Below are 18,853 nucleotides of genomic sequence, written 5' to 3'. Positions count from 1 at the left end.
GCTCCGGCTTCGGCTTCGGCTCGGGCTTCTCGGGCTTGGTCTCCGGCTTGCGCGGGTTCGAATCCCGCCTCGGCCACGATGGAGTCGGGCCCGTCGCACTTGGTGCGGCGGGCCCGACCGCCTTCTTCCCCCGAACGTGAAGCATGAGATGCCTCCCGGCCAGACCTCAGCTTGACGGCTCAGCCACCGAGGAAGGCCCCGCTCCATGAACAGCGATCCCGGCCCCCGGACCCCCGCTCCCCCTAGGGCCTGTATCGGTAGTGGATCTTCAGATGCGGAGATCTCGCTTCGTGTCGCGTGGAAACCTGACCGATGTGCAATGGGCCCGGCTGGAGCCCTTGTTGCCGACCGGTAAGAAGCCTGGACTGTCGCCGATATGGACCCGGAGGCAGCTGATCGACGGCATACGGTGGCGAACACGGACTGGGGCACCATGGCGGGATGTGCCGGAACGGTATGGGCCCTAGGGGCCGCGCCGTGCTGGCGGAGGGGCCGGAGACGTCCTCCGACTGGGCCGTCCAGGCCGGTTCCCTCGGCCTGTTCCTGCACCGTCGATACCGGCTCACCGACCAGTCGGAGCTGCTGGAGGAGGAGGTCGCGTGGCTGCGCAGAGCCGTCGAGGCCTCCCCACCGCGGTCCGCGCACCGCCTTGACCAGCTCAGCAACCTCGCCATGGTGCTCACCGGCCTCCATCACCGGGACGCGGAAGAGGAGGCCGCCGCGCTGCTGCGGGAGGCCCTCGACACGAGCCCGGCCGACGGCGCCAGCCGGCCCCTTCTACTCTCCAACCTCGCGGGCGTGCTTGTCAGGTTCGGCCGGTATCGGGAGGCCGCCGACGCCGCCCGCGAGAGTCTGCGGCTCACTCCCGAGAACGGAGCAGGGTGGGCGATGACCGCCGACAACCTGGCGGTCTCGTTGCAGCGCACCGGCGACCCCGCCGACTTGGACGAGGCCTGCCGGTGGGGCGAGGCCGCGATGGCCGCGTCGCTGGCGGGCCATGTTGGGCACGGTTCGATCCGGTTCAACCAGGCGCTCCGCCTGGCCGAGCGGTCCGGCACCGGCGATCTCGCGGCCGCGTACACACTCCGGAGGGAGGTCGCCGCAGACCCCGCCTCCTCCATCTACGAGCGGCTGGACTCCGCCCGAGCCTGGGCGATCAAGGCGGCCGGCGAGCGGCTCGGCGGCTGCGAGGCCCTGGAGGCCTACGGCGCGTACATGGAGTTGCTGCCGCGCCGCCTGTGGCGCGGGTTGCGGCGTTCCGATGCGGAGGCGCTGCTCGCCCGCTTGCCCGGCGTGACCTGCGATGCCGCCGCCAACGCCCTGGCCGCCGGACGCCCCGGACTCGCCGCGGAGTATCTGGAGCAGGGTCGAGTCCTGCTGGGGAGCTGGCTGTTGGAAGGGCGGAGCGAACTGGCCAGGCTCAGCACCGCCCGGCCCGCACTCGCCGCCCGCTTCGCCGAGCTCCGCGCCGCGCTCGACGCCGAGCCCGGCGGGGGCAAGGACCCGCTCGGCGCGGACCGGCGACTGGAGCTGGCCCGTGAGTTTGAGGAGCTCATCGAACAGATCCGGGGGCTGCCCGGGCAGTCCGGATTCCTCCGGCCCGCGGGCGTCGAACGGGTGGGCGACGAGGGCCCCGTCGCGCTGCTGAACGTCAGTCGGTGGCGGTGCGACGCCCTGATCGTCGAGCGCGACGAGATCCGCGCCGTGCCCCTGCCGGAGCTCACCGACGCCGAGGCCGCACGCTGGGCCGACGATCACCTCGAATCGATGAAGGCGCTCGACGCGGCCTCCGGCGACCCGCTCGTGGTGATCAACGCGGAGCGGCGGCTGGCGGCCGAACAGGACTTCGCCCACATCAAGAACTGGCGGAAACCAAACTCCGCATCGCCCCCGCCAGCGTCGCCCACCTCCTGTGCGCCCTGCTCGTCCTGACGAACGCCGAAGTCATCCGATGAGGGATGAGCTTCCCCGCAGACTGCCCCGCCCACGGACAGCGTGAACCCCCGACAGACCGGCACACCAGCCCTTTGGGCAGCGCCTTCAAGTTGGTGGAAGCTCATCGAGGACCACTCGCCCCCCTCGGAGCCAGGGCTCTGGACCGCATCGGACACCTCACCACCATCTTCGAGCTGTCCTCTCCTCACCGCGGACTCGTCATGCACGACGCCATCCCGGACACGCTGAAGAAGGATTACGACATCTCCAGCGCGGTGTCCTAATCGCTCACGCAGACGCCCACTGATGGTCCAGCCCGCCGGCGCCGATCCCGGCGGGCTGGATCACAGGGGCCCTATCCGGGATGCAGCCGTCCGGGATGCTTACGGAAGCGGCGAGGGCGCCTCTTTGGTGATCGTCACAATGACGTCGGCGCGAATGCTGAACACTTTCGCGCCGTCCAGGGTGGTGAAGTCGACGAAGTCACCCTTCACCGCGTAGTCGTCCGCCTTTACCTTGCGTTCCCTCAGTGGCGGGGTCTTCGGGGCCGTGTACTCGACGGTGTAGGTGTCCACGTGTGCGCTCCTCGATGTGCCGGCTGTCCCACTCCTCGCGCTCCAGCCTGGCGGCCCCCGGCTCTCTTCGACCCGCTCAAGGGGGCTGTTCGCGTGACGTGACGCCTCCGCCGGTGATAGCGACCGCGCGTCGCGGGATATAGCGAGGGAGGTCGTGCATATTGAGGAGTTTATTGTGGCGTTCAGTGTCACCTTTGCGGGTGCGTCCACCGTCCCCGTGACGGGCAGCGGCAACGCGTACCGCGTGTGGTCGTACAAGGTCGAAGGACTCAACGCGGAAATCCCGGCCGGGCAGCGGATGACGCTCGCCCTGCCGAGCACCGTCGTCGTGCTGGACCCCAGCGCCTTCCCCACCGTCGGTGCGGTGGCGGACACGATCGTGTGGCGGGACCCGCAGTCCAACCATCAGTACGCGGCTGCCAAGGCCGGGACGGCCGGCAGTGTGACCATCGCGTTTGTGGCGTCGGCCCGCCAGTCCCAGGGCATGGTGCAACTCTTCAAGTCCACGCCCGGCAACGACTTCGTGTCCGTGCCGTTCACCACTCCACCGGGCACGAATTCGAGCCACTCCCAGTCCATGGTCATGCCCGCCGGCGGCGCCCCGGTGTACACCGGCCGGCCCGTGTACGACTTCGTCGGCACCCTGCCGTACGCCAGCGAGGCGTTCGGCGTCTACCAGCCGTTGAGCAACTGGATCGGTGCGACGTCCGGCATGGCCGCCGCCGCGGTGCACCCGACCTCGGCGTTCGGGGGCCTCACCACCCTCGATCGCTTCCGCGGCCCCGCGGCCCGTGCGCTGACCGACGCGGCGCTCCAGGCGCTGTCGCAGCGGTACAAGGATGCCGCAGGGGGTGCGTTGTCGCCGGTGGGGCTGGTCAACCTGTTCCGGGAGTACTTCTTCGAGTTCGACACGTTCCTCGGAGCGCCGGCGGGCCACATCTGGGTCAGCCCCGGCGGCACCGTGGAGGTGGTCGAGAGCAGCACCCGGCGCACGCTGGTCGAGAAGGTGACGGAGCAGTCGGAGGAGACGTCCCACAAGACGGAGGAGAGCCTCACCGAGCAGAGCGATGTCGCGGACGCCGTCAAGGAGGACAACTCGAGCGACACCAAGCTCGGCGTGAGCGCCACCGGCGGGGTGAACGCCAAGATCTACCACGCCGACGCCAGCGCCAGCTTCAGCACGCAGAACACCGTGAAACGGGGCTCCGAGACCACGCACAAGCACACCCGTACGCAGACCGCGAAGGCCACCAGCGAGATCAAGCGGAACTTCAAGACCACGTTCAAGACGGTGACGGAGACCACCGACACCTCCAGCCGGCGCTACGTCCTGAACAACACCGGGGACGAGTTGGTGAACTTCGAACTGCGGCGCAAGATGCGCAAGGTCGGTATCCAGCTCCAGCACATTGGCACGCGGTTGTGCTGGCAAATCCACCTTCCCGACCCCGGACGCGACTTGGGGCTGGGAGACATGGTCCACGTCGTCCAGGCCCCGGACCTCTCGTCGATCAAGAAGCCCGAGGAGATCCCGGCTCCCGAAAACAAGGAGATTCCCTTCCACTTCGACATCGAGTTCCGGCACGACAGCGGACCCGACGACGAAGCCGAAGAGACGTACCTGCCCAATCCGACCAATGCCTGTCGCGGGCTGCACGAGAACAACGTCCCTCTTGTCGACGAGGTGGACGACACCATCCAGTTCTGCTTCGACCGGCCCCTTCCCCCTGTTCCGGAGGGCTACCGGTTCAGCCAGATCGCGTCCCTGGACAAGCACGGCGCCCAGGTCACCTTCGCGGACCCCCAGGTCGACGTGGAGAAGAACATCGTCACCCTGAGACTGACGTACGCGAACTTCCAGGGCCGTAAGTCGCTGCCCTTCGACGCCATGCTCCTCTACGTCCCGACGGAGGACGCCAAGGACAAGGTCAAGAAGCTCAACGACAAGGCGAAGGCCGAATACAAGGAGGAGGTGCAGCGGATCCAGCACGCGGCTTATGGCGAGGCGGTCCGCGAGAGGCTCCGCATGGTCAGTTCCATGCGCGCCCGTCCCGCCGAGGACCTCCGCAGCGAGGAGCGCCGGACGGTGTTCCGGAAACTCATCAGGAAACTGCCGAGCGACCAGTACCCGCAGGACTCGACGAACCCGCATCCGCCGTACCTGGAGGCGGGGCAGATCCAGCAGTACTTCGACGTGGACGAGATGCTGTACTTCGTCGCCCCGGACTTCTGGCGGCCGGGCCCGGTCAGCCCGCCCACCCAGACCAGTACCGGCAGGTACCCCGTGCCCCCGCTGGAGGAGCCCGCGCCATCGGGCGGGAGCACCCCCCTGCCGCTGGCCGGGCAGACCGTGGCCGGCTGGTACTCCCGGGCGGAGCTCTACAAATCGCCCGAGGAGTGGCGGGTCAACTACCTGATCTCCGAGCAGACCCAGCCCGCGCCCCTCGGTAGTTCACTCGGGTGGCTCATCCAGATCGACGCCGACGAACGCCGCAACGAGTTCCTCAACGCGGCGTGGGTGAAGGCCGTGCTGCCCATCCGGCCCGGCCAGGAGCGCGCCGCGCTGGCGTGGCTGGCCAAGGTGGAGGGCGAGGCGGGCTTCGACCTGCCCTACGAAGTCCAGGACGACGACCCGGAGACGTACCGGAACAAGAACGTCGGCCAGGTTCTGGAACTGCTCGCCGACCACCTCCAGTCGCTCGCAGGCGAGAACCTCGACCAGGCACTGGCCGCGGAGATGGTCTTCGAGAACGGGTTCGACCCCTTGGAGGGCGGCTTCCGTCCCGCCGAGCCGTACCAGGTCTTCGACCAATGGGTCGAGGTGCTCCCCACGGACCAGGTCGTCGCCGTCCAGGTGAAGTACGACCCCAAGTCGGGACAGCAGTTGTGAGGCGCGGCACGGCTCCGGTCACGCGGCTTGAGAGCCCGGCGGGGTAGTGCGATGCCCTTCCCCATGACGATCCGCTGGCGGCGCCCCAAGGAGTCCGACCACTTCCTCCTGAAGCGCCGGTCGCAGGGCGGCCCCGCCGATGGTTCGGTGGAGGTGGCGCTGACCGCGCTGGACGTGCGGGAGCTCCACACGTGGTCCGATCCCGCCGTGGGGCGGCCGTGTGCGACAGCGGGCACGCCGTCGGACACGGAATCCTCCTTCACCGTGCCCGACACGGCGGCGGCGCTGCGGCTCACGTTCAGCGTGCGGCTGCGCATGGGCGGACACGACGAAGAGGCGCTCACCGTGACCCAGCGGCTCACGGTCGGCGCACGGGGCCGGCTCGTCCCGGACGCCTACGAGGTTCCCCGCTACCGGCTCACCGTCTTCGACCGCGGCGGCAACACCGAGGTGACGCAGAAGGTGCCGAACTGGTCGCCCGGTCGAGGGGTACGCAGCTTCTTCGGCCATCACCCGCTGCTCAACGTGACGGGCGGGAGCACGGTGGAGGTGGACACCGAGTTCCTCGACGTGACCAATCTGTGGTGGGCCCTGCACTTCCGGATCTGCCCCAACAACATCGAGGCCGGGTTCAACCCCTGGTACCTGGAACCGACGGCTAACCCCCGGCCGGCCCGGCTCAGGGTCATGTTCAACACCCGTGTCACCCCTGTGCTCTGGTTCGCGACGCTTCCCGAGGCCGCCGGCGGGCAGGCCGCGCCCCCGGACAGGGAGGCCCTGCCCGACGGGACGACCGTCGGGGGGTACGTCTTCTTCCGGCCCGTCGCCAGCGCCTACACCTACCCCTCGACGGACATCGGTGCCTTGACGGAACCGCTCCACGCCACCAAGGGCATGCGGAACCTCTGCCGCTTCCTCCTCCAGGGCCACAACCGGGCACAGAAGGTGAAGATCACCGGGCTTCCCGACTGGCACCAGTTGATCGACCACAGCACGGGCACGACGAATCCGCTCGGCGCCTACGGGGCACTGCCCTGCGGCATGGAGTACGCCCTGGACCGCACAGCGCCGCGGCTCCTGTCGGAGACGCGCAGCCTGCGGGTGCTGTTGATGCCGGTGCCCGACCCCGGCTACGGCACCGCCAAAGGTCCGGGCAACGCCGGGCGCGTGTCGGCGGCGCTGCGTCTGCTGTGGACGCTGGGTATGTACGGCGGGGTGGGCCAGCAACTGCTGCGGACCGGCGAGCCGGAGCCGTTGGTACCTCCTCAGCCGGGCGCCACCGCTCCGGCGCGGGGGACGCTGCGCGTCGCGGACGACGTCTGGGTGGGCGGCTTCAGCAGTGGCGGTCACGCGCTCTGGGACCTGCTCGAGGATGCCGGGAACCGGGCCGCCGCCGGCCGCGTACTCGTCTTCGACACCGTGAACTTCCGCCTGGGCCAGCAGCGGCTCCTCGCGACCGCCAAGGCCCGCGGCAAACGGCTTCAGGTACGCATCGTGTGGAGCCCCTACAGCATGGGGGAGCCGACCGAGGCCTTCCTGAAGGACGTGCGTACGCCGGGGTCACAGGTGACCGTATGGCCGAGGGCGGGGGCCAAGTACTACCACCACCCGCCCAACGCTGACAACGCGTGGGCGGAGTACGTCTTCGCGGATGCCAAGCCGTGGAAGAGCGACATGTTCCCGGGGAGACAAATGGCCGAGTGGTGGCACCAGTTCGTGGTGTTCGCCGGCGACGAGCTGCACGGCGACCCGAGGAATCCGCTGTCCGTCGGCTTCATGGAAGCCTCGATGACGCCCTAATGAGCTCGGTAAGCGGTGAGGCGTCGAGGGGTTCGCTCGGACTCCTGTTTCACGTGCGCGGTGCCGATGTCAGGTCTGAGCTCTGCTGGTGGCTCAGCAGACTGGCGATGGCCCGGACGGTATCGCTCATGTGCTCTCGGCGGCCGAGGTGTCGGGCCAGGGCCCGCCAGTTCTTGAGGTGCGCGATCCCGTGCTCGACACGGATACGGCGTGAGGAGTGTGCTTTTCGTTGCCGCTCGTGCATCTCCTCGTACCAGTCTGGGGCGTTCTTCTTGAACTTGCGGTGTGGTGGCGTGACCACGCGTCCGCCGGTCTGGGCGCCCAGGCCCTGGTAGCCGGCATCCGCGAGGATCTCCACCGCGGGCCCGTCAGCCAAGAGTTCGACCAGCCCTAATTGACGGGCGTGGGTGATGTCCGCGCAGCTTGCCGGACTGGCCGGGCTGCACCACAGCACGAGGTGGTCGACGACCTCGGCCAGGGTCCGCAACCGTACGTCTGGCCTGACGGTGCATCCTCGCTCGGCAAGCAGGGGCCGCACCTCGTTGACGGCCCTGGTAATGGTGGAGCGGTCCACTCCGAACCAGCAGGCCAGCACATCATGAGTGACCCCGTGACGAAGGTGGACGAGGGTGGCCAGCAGTCGATCGACGAACACCAGCTGGTGCTTCGCACCGGCGCCCACGGCACGCTTCCGCGGCCGGGAGGCAAGCCTGGCCTGGTGCCGTTCATGCCACAACGGGCCTACCTTGGCAACGAGTTCAGCGATCACACCGACTGGCAGCCCCGTGACCCTCCGGTCGCTGATGATCGCTGTGCGCGTCACGTTCCCCACCACGCAGCCATGATCGACGATCCAGAGCTCGACGTCTCACCGCTTACCGTGCACGAGCTCGTAAGGGCCTGTATCGGAAGTGGATCTCATCAGGTGTCGAGCGGCAGTTCCAACAGTTCTTCTGGGGGTTGGAAACCGGACCGCTGCCAGAGAGGGCTGCTGCGCTCGGACGGCCAGACGATCAGAGTGTCGAAGCCGGAGCTGCGTGAGTGCTGTTTCAGCGCCTCCAGGGGCGCGGAGCCTGCTCCCTTGTTGCGCTGTGACGGCGTGACGTAGAAGTTCGTGGCGTAGCCGACCGGGGTGTTGGCGGTGTACGGATCCGGCACGCTCTCTACCAGGCAGAGGAAGACGTGGCCGCAGATTTCGCCGCCGGTCTCCACGGCCCAGGCGTGCCAATGGCCATCGCTGAGCCGGTCGTGGATCCAGTGTTCGGCCTCTTCCAGGGGCCGGGCCGGTGCTGGTGGCTGCCCTTCGTGGTCCTCCTGCTTGAACATCCAGCGCATTTCGGCCAGGGGCCGGGCATCAGCGGGTCGGGCCGGACGGACGGTGAAGTCTGTGGTCATGAGGTGAGTTTCACCTCCGTGCCCTGGTGCGGTGGATTGATTTCCATACTGGTCGCAGCCATTCGTTGATGGCCGCGACGAGGACAGGGCTTCGTAGCGGACGGCGAGTTTCTCGTAGCGGGTGGCCACTGCTCGGTTTCTCTTGAGGCGGTTGATGCCGCACTCCAGGAACGCTTCAGGCGGTGTCACCGGCCGTCGGTAGCGTGATGGGCCCGCGTCCCGGCGACCCCCGAGGGAGTGGGAAGGCGATACGCCCTGACCAGCACCACCCGGCCAGGAGCTCCGGTTCGTGCGGGCGCCGGTTCTGGGTGGCTCTGGGAGAGTGGGCGCCACGCGGATCACCGTGCACCGCTCCTCGGCCTCCGAGGGCCTGCCCTGAGTCGTGTGAGGTCGGGATAGCTGGCTTCACGCTGCGGGTTTTGCCCGACGCTGGCGTCGGCACCGGTCTCGCTTCCTGGGGTGCCGTTCGAACGGCAGCCTGTCAGGCGGGCGCACCTGCGGGCGGCTGCGGGACGCTGCTGCTCTACGCGGACGGCTGCGTGGAGTCCCGGCTCGTGCGGACGGGGATGGAGCAGCTGCGCGAGCGGCTCGCCGCGACCGCGCTGCTCATCGGCCGGGAGGACGCGCCGCCGCTGTAGGCGCTGAGCGACGACGTCCTGGGCATGCTCGGCCCAGGCGACCGGGACGACGACATCGCGCTGCCGGCGGCCCGGTTCGTCGGGATCGAGCCTGAAAGGGTGGCGTACTGGTTCCTGGAGCCGGAGGACCCGGCCCCGGGCCGGGCCCGGCGGCGCTGGCTCGCTGGGACCTGGAGGACCTCACGGACTCGGTCGAGCTGCTGGTGTCCCCTGCGTGGTCGGTCGTCGACTGCACTGGCGGTGCTGGCAGGACTGTCAGCGGTGGATGCCAGAATTGTCTGCATGCCGCTGTGTGACTACTTCTCTGCCGCTGACGATCAGTCGGCCGTTGCGGTCCTCCAGACTCCTGGAGGGCCGGGGCAGGCGGAACTCGACGTGGTCTACCTCAAGAACATCGACCCGGTAGTCGCTATCGCCAAGCTCGAAGCCGTCATGACCGGCTGTAGCTATGAGGAGGCCAGCGAGCGCTCGCGGTCCGGCCAGCTGCTGTCCGAGCCGGAGGACGGCCCGCCGTTCGTGGTCAGCCTGACGGACACCCTGATCGGTGCCCTGGCCGCGGCATCGCCGGACGAGCTGGTCCGCTTTGCCGAGCCGTGGTCGATGACCGCCGAACTCAGGCAGATCGGGCTCAGGGTCGAGGTCACGGCCGATGTCCTGGGAGCCCTGGCCGGACTGGCTCAGCGCGCTCAGGCTTGCGGCCAGCGGCTGTATTGCTGGTGGGCTCTGTGACACACCGGCGTCGGCCGCCGTTGCCCTTGCCCAATCCTGTGTGAGGGGGCGCTGATGAGCATGACGCGACCCCGTTCATGCCGGGATTCCACGACCTTCCTGGAGCCGTCATGCTGCCGGAGCCGATCGTCTATCTGGCGGGGGCGTACTTCCACCAGGACTACGACCTGGAATCCGGAACGCCGGTCCAGGTCGTGGAGTCGTTCCGGCGGGACGAGTCCGAAGAACGGGTGGATATCTTGCGGCGGGCTATCGAAGGGGTCCTGGCCGCGGGGATGTCCGAGAATGAGCTCGCCGCCCTGTGGATCGATCAGGCTGGCGCCTCCTACGACCCCCGCGATGATGGACTTGAGGTGTCCAGGTGGTTCCTCATGGTCACGGAAGCCCTGGCGTAGCCGAGAGACGGAGGGCCAGGCAGTGCCGTCCATGCGTCTCCCAGCTCCCCGGTTCGGCAGATCCCGCCACGGAACTCCTGTGCGGTCCGAAACGAGATCTCGTTGATCACTGTTCGGTGATCGCTCCAACGCCCACCACGGCCTCCGGACTTCGGCAGATGCCGCGCAAGTCGCGCCGACTCTTCATTCGTCAGATCGCCCGCCCACGACCTGAACAATGGCGTCCACACGAGGCGGTCACGTGATCCTCTGGACAGAACCCAGTGCCGTGACCGGGTCCGCCGACCCGTTCGTCGCCTGACCGACGGCAGGGCAAGTCGAGGCTCGCTCAGCCGGGTGATTGTGAAGCAAACGCACCGCGGACCGTCGCACCCAGAGGCGGCGGCTGGAGGGCTGCGTGCCCTGGTTGCGACTATGGGCGGCGCCTTCCTCCTGGTCCTCGTCGTCCCGCGGCTCCAGGACTTCTTCGCCTCCAGCCGGTGGGCGTCACGATGCCCCGGACGGCGGTCGCGATCGCGGCGGCGGTGCTGCTGAAGTTCGCCTGGCAGTGGGTGGACCACAGGTTTCCCGCGTGAGGCGCGAGTGCTGTCCGGCAGGGCAACCCTTCGGCCGTCCCAGCGGTCCTCCTTGCGAACAGGCGTCAATGGGGCGCCTATGGAAGGGAACCTCGATGAAGCTCCGCCCGGCCGCCACCGTGGCTGTCACCACCGTCGCACTGCTCCTCGCCGTACCGGCAACCCATGCCGCGGAGACTCCGGCGGCGCTGCCCAGCTGTACGGATGTCTCGACCGCCTACGGGGACTACGAGCAGAAATCGCTCACCGCGACGGTGGACGTGGTCACCGATCCGCTGGTCGCGGGCACCGGCTGGCAGCCGGTCAAGGGCTCGGTGACCAACATCGAGAGCGAGGACCTGACGGACGTCAGAGTGACCGCGTACCCCTGGCACCAGGTCGAGTTCCCGGCGTACGACCTCAAGGACCATGTGAAGGCGCAGGTGAAGGCGGCCGACGGAAGCTGGCGCGACCTCGGGACGGGGCCCGCGGCCGTCGGTGAGATCGCGCTACTGAAGGCCGGCGAGACCAAGAGCTACGACCTGCGCGTCCAGGCCGTCGGCAAACTCCCCGCGGACCTCACCTCGGCGGAGTTCGCCTTCTCGGGGGCGTTCGCGGATGTCTACCAGTACCCGGACACGGGCAAGAAGGTCGACTGCCTCGGGTACGCCAACGCCAACGAGGCCTTCCGCATCAAGCCCGTCGACACGAAGCCGACGCCGACACCGAGCAAGACCCCGACGCCGACACCGAGCAAGACCCCGACTCTGGCCTCGCCGGCAACGCCGACGGCCGCTCCGTCGGCCACGGCGTCGAACAAGCCCTCCCCGACCGCCACCCCCTCCGCCGCCCATGCGCCGAACACCGGCGGCCGGCTCGCCGACACCGGATCCTGGGGCACGACCGCGCTCGCCGTCACAGGCGGGGCAGTCATCGTCATCGGCGCGGCCGCGGTGCTCGTCGCCCGCCGCCGCAGGGGCTGACGTCCAGGCCCGCCCACCCGGGGCGGGCCACCACGGCGGTGGGGGACTGGCACTCCTGCCGCACTGAAAACACACCCCGGAATTGCACCGGTGATGAGCGCGCACACAGCCGACACCGTCAGCGTCTTGCCCTTGTCGGCTCGTATTGCCGAGTCCGGCAGCATCGCGCACCTGCCCGAGACCGTGCGCCTTGCCGGTGCCGAACGGTCCTGGGAGCAGGTAGCAGATGCCCGCGTGAACCAGGAAGTCGCCCCGCTGCTCGCCAAAATCGCGACGGCCGAGCCTCGGCCAATGCGCGGGCTCATCAGCTCGGGTGGGCCGGTTCTGACAGCACTCGCTCGTGAGAGTCGGCCCTGAATTCAGCCCGTCCCATCCTCGGGTGGCCGGAGGCGGCCCCATCTGACGTTCGCGCCGCTGAACTGTGCGTCGGAGAGGGCGACCCGGCCCCCGTTCAGCTGGGCGCGGACGAAGGAGACCATGCCGCCGCTGAACCTGGCGTGGCCGAGCGAGATGGTGCCTCCGTTGAATCGCCCGTGGTGGAAGGTGACCGTGCTGTCGGTGAACTGCCCGTAGTCGAAGGTGACGCTGCCGCTGTCGAACCGCGCCGCGTAGAAGGTGACCGTACCGCCTGTGAATTCCGCGTCGTCGAGGGTGACGGCACCTCCGGTGAAGTGTGCGTGGTCGAAACTCAGCGTGCCTCCGGTGAACCGTGCGCGGCGGAAGGCGAGCGAACCGTCCTCGAGTCGCGCCCGGTTGAAGGTGACCGTGGCGTTGCCGAACTGCGCGTAGTCGAAGCCGACTCTGCCGCCGCTGAACCGTGCTTCGTCCAAGGCGAGCGTCCCGCCGCTGAGGCTCGCATGGTGAAACGTGATGTCGCCGGCACCCAGCTGCGCGCCGCAGAAGGAAAGCGCACTGTCGCTGAACCGCGCTCGGTTGAAGTTGACCGTACCGCCCTGGAATTGCGCGTCGTTGAACGTGACCGGGCCGGCGCCGAATCGTGCGCCGTGGAAGGTGACCACCCCGTCGAGGAATCCGGCTTCGTCGAAGCTGATCAAGTCACCCACGAAGTCGGCTTCGGCAAAGGAGACACTGCCGCGAAACCGGCAGCCGGAGAAGTCGCCTCCGTCGAAGGTCGCGCGGGTGAAATCGAGAGCGCAGGTCGACCAGGAAGACTCCTCTCGTGACTCCTGGAGGTGATCGCGGATGACGTGGATGATCGTCTGCCGTACCTCCCGTTCTCCCTTCTTGTACTGGTCGGACTCCGGGTTCCATTCGTAGGGCATGCGCAGATAGGCGCACAGGACGTCCACGCAAACCTGCCGTTGCTCCACCCAATCGTCGGCCAGCCGGGCCATCGCATATACGCCGGCGAGTCGCACGGCAGGTCTTTCATGGCCGAGCTGGCCGGCTGCCGTGCTGTAGCGCTCGGCGAACTGGGTCGCGTCCGCCCGGTGGGCGTCCCCTTCGGCGATGCGCTGCTTGCGATAGGCGTACACACCGGCGAGCACCGCGCCGAAGACCGTCAGGATGGCGATGCTGAGCCTGATGCCGTCGGGAACGCCCAGGGTCTCCGTGGGTGCTGTCAGCCGGCGGACGAGCCAGTACGCCACGACGCCAGCAAGGCAGACCACGAACACAGCCAGACCGGCCACGATCCACACGGGCCAGAGGTCCGGCGCGTACCGACCGCTCGTATGGCGCCATCGGCGCGGCCACCAGCGTCTCCGGGGCATCGTTTCAGCTCGCCAGACCGCCCGCGGCGGAAAACAACTCCTCCACGAACTCCCGGCATGAACCGAAACGATCGTCAGAGGCCTTGGCCAACGCCTTCGCCATCACGCTATCGACGGCCGGCGCGAGCCCCGGACGCGCCCCGGAGAGCTCCGGCGGCTGGTCGTATTGGTGCGCCCACAGCAGCGCCATGTCATCGTCCCTCTGGAATACGGGCCCACCCGCAAGGACCTCATAGACTACGCAGGCGAGGCTGTACAGATCGCCCCGACCGTCTACAGGGCGGCCGGAGATCTGCTCGGGAGCCACATAGTCCAGGGTGCCCACGAACTCACCCACCGAGGTGGAGGACGCATCCAGTGACGGCTTCGCCAGTCCGAAGTCCATGAGATACGCATAGGGATCGTCACCGACACCGCTCGCGGCCACGAGGATGTTGCCCGGCTTCACATCCCCGTGTACGAGACCGTTCTCGTGCGCGGCATCGAGCGCAGACGCCACCTGCGCGGCGATGCCCAACGCATCTGTCACCGGCAGGGGACCGTCCCGGTCCAGCAGAGCCCCTAGGTCCGGCCCGGCAACGTAGCGCATGGCGATGTACAGGACACCGTCGGACTCTCCCGACGCGTAGATCGGCACGATGTGGGGATGGTCGATCGCAGCGGCCACGCGCGACTCGTTGATGAAACGTCGACGGAGATCGTCGATGAGTGTCAGTTCGGGGGCGAGCACTTTCAGGGCCGCGGCGCGGCCCAACCGTAGATCCGTCGCGAGGTAAACGACGCTCATTCCCCCGCGGCCGATCTCATGCTCCACCTGGTAGCCCGCGATCTGTGTACCGAGCTGAATGGGTTGATGTCGGGCCACCTGTCGAAAGTAGCATTCGGACGCCTCGGGTCGATGGATATCGGTGAGGGCGCTGCGGCGCTGTCGAACGCCGGCTGATGGCAGGCAGGACGGTCGCCCATGGTCCCGGCGGCAGCTCATCGACGGCATACGGTTCCGGGTCCGTACCGGTGGCCCCATGGAGGGACGTCCCGGTTGAGTACGGGCCGTGGGGCCGGAACTGCGACCTGTTCCGTTGATGGAAGTGGGACGGTATGGCCCCGGGCCCTCACGGGGCTGCAGTCCCTGGTTGATGCGGAGGGTGCGATCACGTGGGATTTCAGTGTCGACTCCACGGTGTGCCGCACTCATCAGCATGCGGCCGGGGCGTGTGAAACGGGGTGACCTGCAGAAAGAAGCACCCTGCGGCGCATTCACCGAGCCCTCTGATCACGGGCTGGGACGTTCGCGCGGCGGGTTCACCACCAAGCTGCACCTGGCCGTCGAGCAGGGACAGAAGCCCATGTCCGTCGTGATCACCGCTGGACAGCGCGGGGACTCGCCGCAGTTCGAAACCGTGCTGGAGAAGGTCCGCGTGCCCCGCATCGGGTCGGCTCGGCCACGTGTCCCACCCGATCGCGGCCAGCACACGAACTATGCGAGTGCTACCCCAGCCACGCCCCGTCGCGCATCACGACCCTGCCACGCAGTTCTGGTACTCCGCGCCAGGCGCGTACTGTCTGCGGCGCCACGCGCAGGTACAGGAAGGGGGTGTCTTCCATACGCGGATCCCAGCCGAACTTGCCCGCGAACGCATCTGCGGCATCCTTTGGCACTTCCCGCGCGGGATAGCACTTCGCCTCCCCTTGCAGCAGCACCACGTCGAAGGCATCCGGCAGCGCAAGCCGTACGCGCGGTTCCTTGCGTACATTGCGCGCGGTTGCGGAGTTCGCGCTGGTACACATCCACGCTGCCTGCCCGTCCCACAGAAACCACAGGGGCACCTGATGCGGGCCGTGGTCGGGGTGGGCCGTCGACACCCATATGTCGCGCTCTGAGCCGAGCCGTTCCAGGGTGTCCCGCGTGCGCTCCGCTGTGTTGCGGCGAATGATCTCCGTAGCTTGCATGGGCTCCGACACTAGCCAGCAGGTTCACGGTGCGCATGGGGCGCAGGTCCTAGGCCCGGAGGCGGACCGTCGCCCAGGACTTGTCCTGTCGATTATGGTCTCGGCTGCCCCGGGATGTGAGTCGCCTGGTCTCAGGGGTCGGTCTGCTGACCACGGCAGGTCTTACGATCAGCCCATGATTAACACTCCGGAACACTGGACCGTGCGCCATTTCTCTCAGGCCAACCCGGCTGGCCCGGGCTGCGACAGCGTTCCGGCCCTCTTGCGACGGCTGGCCGACACCATCGACGCGTTGGGACCTATTGAGATCCAGGACGTAGTGATCTCGTCAGAGGCGACCGAACACGGCACCTGGCGGTCGGGGACCGTCTACTACCACCTGCCGGAGGGCGAATGAGGACTGATCCCGGCCTTCAAGAGCGGAGCCGGATCATCAGTGCCGCAGCAATGGCGGTGCCGAGGGAGACACATCGGTGCTTGTCGTATCGGGTGGCCGCAGCCCTGTGCCGCTTGAGCCGGTTGATCGCCGGTTCAACGGTGTTCCGCTTCTTGTACCGCTCTGTCTCGGCCGACTGATCCCCGTCTCGATTGGTCCGGTCCGATGCGCTTGCTGTCTCAGCTGGACTGGTCGGTGGAAGGGCTGACGGTGGTGTCCGTGCCGTAGAAGCGGCCCTTGTCGCACAGCGCGTCGATCTCGGCGTTGTCTTCTTCGCTCAGATGCGCATCCAGCGCGACGCTGAAGACGCGTCGGGCGCGCGCCAATCGCCGAGCGACATCCCAGTCGGCGACCGAATTTGCCGACGGTGTACTCGTCGGCGGTTCCGGACGCCTGGCGGGATGTGAGTCGGTCGAGGGAAACCACGAACTCGTTCAGGTCCTGCAGGACTGCCACGACCTCGTCGAGGGGCATGCGGATCTCTCGGGAGGACCATCGGGCGCTCGACGCTGGGCGTTCTTGACCTTCCTGCGCGCAGCCTATGAAGCCCCAGGGAGCGAAATCGCCGATTGATTCCGCTTTTTCATTCTCATTAATTCTGACGCCGGTCGTAGCATGGCAAAACGGCTCCGAGAGGGGGCTTGGGACACTTCTCCTTTATCATACTTTCCGTTGATCGGCTTTCGATCCTGAAGGGGATCGTGGTCGAGTAGGACTCGGAAACTGCGCTCCAGGTTCTGGCGTGCGTTCCTGGCGTCGGTCTTGCGGAGCGCACGACACTGCTTTGCCTCACCTTTCTTCCCAAGATCCCGCATATGGTCGAGCACCTCTCGCAGCGCACGTACATCTCGCCACATCTGCTCGTCTGCATCAAGGTTGAGGCGGTGATACGTCTCGATGAACTCGTCGTGAGTCAGCTGCACCTTCTCCTCCAAGTCCACATCTGCTGTTGAACGGGCGATGGCTGGCAGCCGGCGACGTAGACGCCGCCGCCAGGGCTTGCGAAACTCGGCAAGCTGGACCGATGCCTCACGGGATCTTCGTTGGGCGACAAGTAGTTGCGCGTACGTCTCGCGCAGAGCTGTCCGGTTTTGGTGTTCCAGGTCTCGCTTCTTGAGGTCCTTCGAGGCTCTAACCTCGAAACGCTTGACTAGGAGGGCAGCGAAACCTCCGACCAGGATCGCTGTGAAGGCTGCATTGAGTGCCGCTACTCCCACTGACTCATTGAAGTTAAGTTGTGCAAGAAACATCGCACAGTCCTCCAGAGGTAATTTACTGCGGATTCATTGCTTACGGGGGCTCGGCGGGCCTCAGGCAAGTGTCCGGTCAGGGCGTCCGCCGTTCGGCTTCGGTGATGCGGAAGCGGTAGGACTCGGTGCCGGTCGGCGATGGCCGCGCAGCGCCGAGGGCCGCCGAAGGTCTTGTCCCACTCCGCGAACGGAGAATTTCCGGTGCCCTGCTCCCCGCCCGGGGCGGCTCGGATGTCACATGCTTGCCGCGGCGGCAGGTTCCGCCCGGCGGGCGGGGAGCGCCGGCGTGGCGCCCCATCCCCGCCCAGGTCGAGGCTGTCCTCGGGGGCCGAGCCGAGCAGAGGTCTGAGGGCCGCGCGCTCATCCTGTTCGAGTGCTCCGTGCGGTGCTCGATCGCCTGGGCCGCCGATCATGGGCCAGGGCGTGGGGCGATCGGGGGCCGGCACGATGCCGACATGGCGAAGGTGACGGCACACGGGGTGGTGATCGCCGTGATACCCAGATCACGCCGCTGAGTGAGCTACAGCAACAGGGTTACACAAGACTTCCCTCCTGGCAGCTTGGCCCCTAGGTCCGCTCCCACTCCTCGTGGACAAAGCCTCCCGTTCTCTGCGAGCGCCACCGTGGCATGTCTCTCTGCGAAGTCGTTTCCTTTGGTGTCTCTCAGATCACGCACTGAACTGGTCCCACTGGCGACGTTGCCGACATGCCACCGCCCGGCGCAGTTGCCGTCGGCAAAGAACCAGCTCAGGGTGCGAACGGCTACTGAGGTTGACGCAGAATTAGCTCTCGGTGGAGAGAAGGAGACGGGCCTCCAAGTGGCCGCACGCTCTCTCACGAACGCCTCGCTCCAGGCGTAAAAGGCGACGGTTTTGCTCACTACCTTCAGGGCATGGCCGGTGTGACGCAGAAGCGTGCGCCTGGACTTGATCATCGCATCACCCGGCAGGACGTTGATGACGATTTGCCGAAGGCTCGACGCGTCGACTTGATCAAAGTGCCATCCTTCGAGGATGAGGCGGACGGACGTGTCGACGCGTTCGTGGTGCATGACGTGGAACTGCACGTCCTCATCGTCGATCCTCATGACGCATTCGGTCATCCAGCCGCCGCCGTCGAGCTCCCGCTCCTTGATCTCCAGATCCGTAGCGCCAAGAGCACGCAGAGCTGCGGAGATCTCAACTGCGATGTTCAGCTTTTCCGGCTTCGCTCGTGCTATCTCGCAGTCACCTCCCCATGGCCAGGTGGATCTTACGGTCTTGGAAGTCGCTTCACCTGGTGAGTCGTCGGTAGCTGATAAGTGTGGTGGCGACGGCGGTGAAGGCGAGGAAGTGTTCGGGCTTGTGCTCGTACCGGCAGTGGAGCCGGCGTGATACCTCGATCACGAAGCCATCGCCGCAGGTTGAGAAGTCGTATCCCTTGTCCCCATGGAGTTTGTCCGGTCGCCCGCGTTGGGGCCCACGCCGGCTGCGGATCGGTGGGATCGAGGCGACCAGCGGCTGGAGAGCGAGGCTGTCGTGGGTGTTGGCCGCGGAAATGGCCACCGCGACTGGTAGACCGTCAACAGCCCCCTTTGAGAGCCCGGATACT

General features: G+C 67.3%; 16 protein-coding genes and 6 pseudogenes. 12 read left to right on the top strand and 10 right to left on the bottom strand.

Annotation, left to right across the window (positions count from 1 at the left end):
* Positions 1-272: 272 nt before the first annotated feature.
* From ABZ939_RS33185 to ABZ939_RS33175, 3 genes and pseudogenes are all read left to right on the top strand, one after another.
* Positions 273-464: pseudogene (locus ABZ939_RS33185) on the top strand (transposase); the annotation flags it as partial.
* A gap of 13 nt (positions 465-477) precedes the next feature.
* Positions 478-1,932 (top strand): hypothetical protein, encoded by a 1,455-nt coding sequence (locus tag ABZ939_RS33180; RefSeq protein WP_361863623.1) that lies wholly within the window; start codon positions 478-480, stop codon positions 1,930-1,932.
* 140 nt (positions 1,933-2,072) lie between these two features.
* A pseudogene (locus ABZ939_RS33175) lies at positions 2,073-2,219 on the top strand (DUF2236 domain-containing protein); the annotation flags it as partial.
* Positions 2,220-2,318: 99 nt separating this feature from the next.
* Here the strand turns inward: ABZ939_RS33175 and ABZ939_RS33170 are convergent.
* Positions 2,319-2,510, bottom strand: a complete 192-nt coding sequence (locus ABZ939_RS33170) for a hypothetical protein (protein WP_361863620.1) — start codon at positions 2,508-2,510, stop codon at positions 2,319-2,321.
* Positions 2,511-2,685: 175 nt separating this feature from the next.
* Here ABZ939_RS33170 and ABZ939_RS33165 point away from each other — a divergent pair, with 175 nt between their 5' ends.
* Positions 2,686-5,400: a hypothetical protein gene (locus tag ABZ939_RS33165; RefSeq protein WP_361863617.1), complete on the top strand. Its 2,715-nt coding sequence runs from the start codon at positions 2,686-2,688 to the stop codon at positions 5,398-5,400.
* Between the two features lie 63 nt (positions 5,401-5,463).
* Complete coding sequence (locus ABZ939_RS33160) at positions 5,464-7,200, top strand: hypothetical protein (protein WP_361863615.1); 1,737 nt, start codon at positions 5,464-5,466, stop codon at positions 7,198-7,200.
* Between the two features lie 49 nt (positions 7,201-7,249).
* Here ABZ939_RS33160 and ABZ939_RS33155 read toward each other — a convergent pair whose 3' ends face one another.
* Both ABZ939_RS33155 and ABZ939_RS33150 read right to left on the bottom strand, forming a co-directional pair.
* On the bottom strand, positions 7,250-8,023 hold the full coding sequence (locus ABZ939_RS33155) for a transposase family protein (RefSeq protein ID WP_361863612.1): 774 nt from the start codon (positions 8,021-8,023) through the stop codon (positions 7,250-7,252).
* Positions 8,024-8,121: 98 nt separating this feature from the next.
* On the bottom strand, positions 8,122-8,595 hold the full coding sequence (locus tag ABZ939_RS33150; RefSeq protein WP_361863609.1) for a GNAT family N-acetyltransferase: 474 nt from the start codon (positions 8,593-8,595) through the stop codon (positions 8,122-8,124).
* Between the two features lie 491 nt (positions 8,596-9,086).
* On the opposite strand from ABZ939_RS33150, the pseudogene ABZ939_RS33145 reads away from it, so the two are divergent.
* From ABZ939_RS33145 to ABZ939_RS33135, 3 genes and pseudogenes are all read left to right on the top strand, one after another.
* A pseudogene (locus ABZ939_RS33145) lies at positions 9,087-9,442 on the top strand (serine/threonine protein phosphatase); the annotation flags it as partial.
* A 73-nt stretch (positions 9,443-9,515) separates the two neighbouring features.
* Positions 9,516-9,962, top strand: coding sequence for a hypothetical protein (locus tag ABZ939_RS33140; protein ID WP_361863606.1), 447 nt, complete (start codon positions 9,516-9,518; stop codon positions 9,960-9,962).
* A gap of 110 nt (positions 9,963-10,072) precedes the next feature.
* Positions 10,073-10,357 carry a contact-dependent growth inhibition system immunity protein gene (locus ABZ939_RS33135; protein ID WP_361863603.1) on the top strand — a complete coding sequence of 95 codons (285 nt, stop codon included), beginning with the start codon at positions 10,073-10,075 and terminating at the stop codon, positions 10,355-10,357.
* A 48-nt stretch (positions 10,358-10,405) separates the two neighbouring features.
* Here the strand turns inward: ABZ939_RS33135 and ABZ939_RS33130 are convergent.
* Positions 10,406-10,575, bottom strand: a pseudogene (locus ABZ939_RS33130) (transposase); the annotation flags it as partial.
* A 452-nt stretch (positions 10,576-11,027) separates the two neighbouring features.
* Here ABZ939_RS33130 and ABZ939_RS33125 point away from each other — a divergent pair.
* Entirely contained in the window at positions 11,028-11,894 is an 867-nt protein-coding gene (locus ABZ939_RS33125; RefSeq protein ID WP_361863601.1) for a hypothetical protein, read from the top strand.
* Positions 11,895-12,253: 359 nt separating this feature from the next.
* Here the strand turns inward: ABZ939_RS33125 and ABZ939_RS33120 are convergent, their stop codons facing one another.
* Together ABZ939_RS33120 and ABZ939_RS33115 are read right to left on the bottom strand one after the other, a co-directional pair.
* Entirely contained in the window at positions 12,254-13,555 is a 1,302-nt protein-coding gene (locus tag ABZ939_RS33120) for a pentapeptide repeat-containing protein (RefSeq protein WP_361863598.1), read from the bottom strand.
* A 76-nt stretch (positions 13,556-13,631) separates the two neighbouring features.
* The gene (locus ABZ939_RS33115) at positions 13,632-14,492 is read right to left on the bottom strand and encodes a serine/threonine-protein kinase (RefSeq protein WP_361863596.1); all 861 of its coding nucleotides are present in this window, start codon (positions 14,490-14,492) and stop codon (positions 13,632-13,634) included.
* 37 nt (positions 14,493-14,529) lie between these two features.
* On the opposite strand from ABZ939_RS33115, the pseudogene ABZ939_RS33110 reads away from it, so the two are divergent.
* A pseudogene (locus tag ABZ939_RS33110) lies at positions 14,530-15,087 on the top strand (IS5 family transposase); the annotation flags it as partial.
* A 28-nt stretch (positions 15,088-15,115) separates the two neighbouring features.
* Here ABZ939_RS33110 and ABZ939_RS33105 read toward each other — a convergent pair.
* Positions 15,116-15,577: a pyridoxamine 5'-phosphate oxidase family protein gene (locus ABZ939_RS33105; RefSeq protein WP_361863594.1), complete on the bottom strand. Its 462-nt coding sequence runs from the start codon at positions 15,575-15,577 to the stop codon at positions 15,116-15,118.
* Positions 15,578-15,752: 175 nt separating this feature from the next.
* Here ABZ939_RS33105 and ABZ939_RS33100 point away from each other — a divergent pair, with 175 nt between their 5' ends.
* Positions 15,753-15,974 (top strand): hypothetical protein, encoded by a 222-nt coding sequence (locus tag ABZ939_RS33100; protein WP_361863591.1) that lies wholly within the window; start codon positions 15,753-15,755, stop codon positions 15,972-15,974.
* A gap of 218 nt (positions 15,975-16,192) precedes the next feature.
* Here the strand turns inward: ABZ939_RS33100 and ABZ939_RS33095 are convergent, their stop codons facing one another.
* Positions 16,193-16,339, bottom strand: coding sequence for a hypothetical protein (locus ABZ939_RS33095; protein WP_361863588.1), 147 nt, complete (start codon positions 16,337-16,339; stop codon positions 16,193-16,195).
* 213 nt (positions 16,340-16,552) lie between these two features.
* On the bottom strand, positions 16,553-17,263 hold the full coding sequence (locus tag ABZ939_RS33090) for a hypothetical protein (RefSeq protein WP_361863585.1): 711 nt from the start codon (positions 17,261-17,263) through the stop codon (positions 16,553-16,555).
* Between the two features lie 892 nt (positions 17,264-18,155).
* Between ABZ939_RS33090 and ABZ939_RS33085 the strand changes: the two genes are divergently transcribed.
* Positions 18,156-18,545 carry a hypothetical protein gene (locus ABZ939_RS33085; protein WP_361863582.1) on the top strand — a complete coding sequence of 130 codons (390 nt, stop codon included), beginning with the start codon at positions 18,156-18,158 and terminating at the stop codon, positions 18,543-18,545.
* 86 nt (positions 18,546-18,631) lie between these two features.
* Here the strand turns inward: ABZ939_RS33085 and ABZ939_RS33080 are convergent.
* Positions 18,632-18,822, bottom strand: a pseudogene (locus ABZ939_RS33080) (transposase); the annotation flags it as partial.
* Positions 18,823-18,853 lie beyond the last annotated feature (31 nt).

The organism is Streptomyces sp. NPDC046712 (genome assembly GCF_040645695.1).
Classification (GTDB): Bacteria; Actinomycetota; Actinomycetes; order Streptomycetales; family Streptomycetaceae; genus Streptomyces.
Note: the sequence above shows the minus strand (reverse complement) of the source record. Positions and strands in the feature narration are given on the sequence as shown.

Excerpts from the sequence above, each read along its gene's own strand:
- ABZ939_RS33160 (WP_361863615.1), top strand. The coding sequence starts at position 5,464 with ATGACGATCCGCTGGCGGCGCCCCAAGGAGTCCGACCACTTCCTCCTG.
- ABZ939_RS33150 (WP_361863609.1), bottom strand. The coding sequence starts at position 8,595 with ATGACCACAGACTTCACCGTCCGTCCGGCCCGACCCGCTGATGCCCGG.
- ABZ939_RS33140 (WP_361863606.1), top strand. The coding sequence starts at position 9,516 with ATGCCGCTGTGTGACTACTTCTCTGCCGCTGACGATCAGTCGGCCGTT.
- ABZ939_RS33135 (WP_361863603.1), top strand. The coding sequence starts at position 10,073 with ATGCTGCCGGAGCCGATCGTCTATCTGGCGGGGGCGTACTTCCACCAG.
- ABZ939_RS33125 (WP_361863601.1), top strand. The coding sequence starts at position 11,028 with ATGAAGCTCCGCCCGGCCGCCACCGTGGCTGTCACCACCGTCGCACTG.
- ABZ939_RS33105 (WP_361863594.1), bottom strand. The coding sequence starts at position 15,577 with ATGCAAGCTACGGAGATCATTCGCCGCAACACAGCGGAGCGCACGCGG.
- ABZ939_RS33100 (WP_361863591.1), top strand. The coding sequence starts at position 15,753 with ATGATTAACACTCCGGAACACTGGACCGTGCGCCATTTCTCTCAGGCC.
- ABZ939_RS33090 (WP_361863585.1), bottom strand. The coding sequence starts at position 17,263 with ATGTTTCTTGCACAACTTAACTTCAATGAGTCAGTGGGAGTAGCGGCA.
- ABZ939_RS33085 (WP_361863582.1), top strand. The coding sequence starts at position 18,156 with ATGGCCGGTGTGACGCAGAAGCGTGCGCCTGGACTTGATCATCGCATC.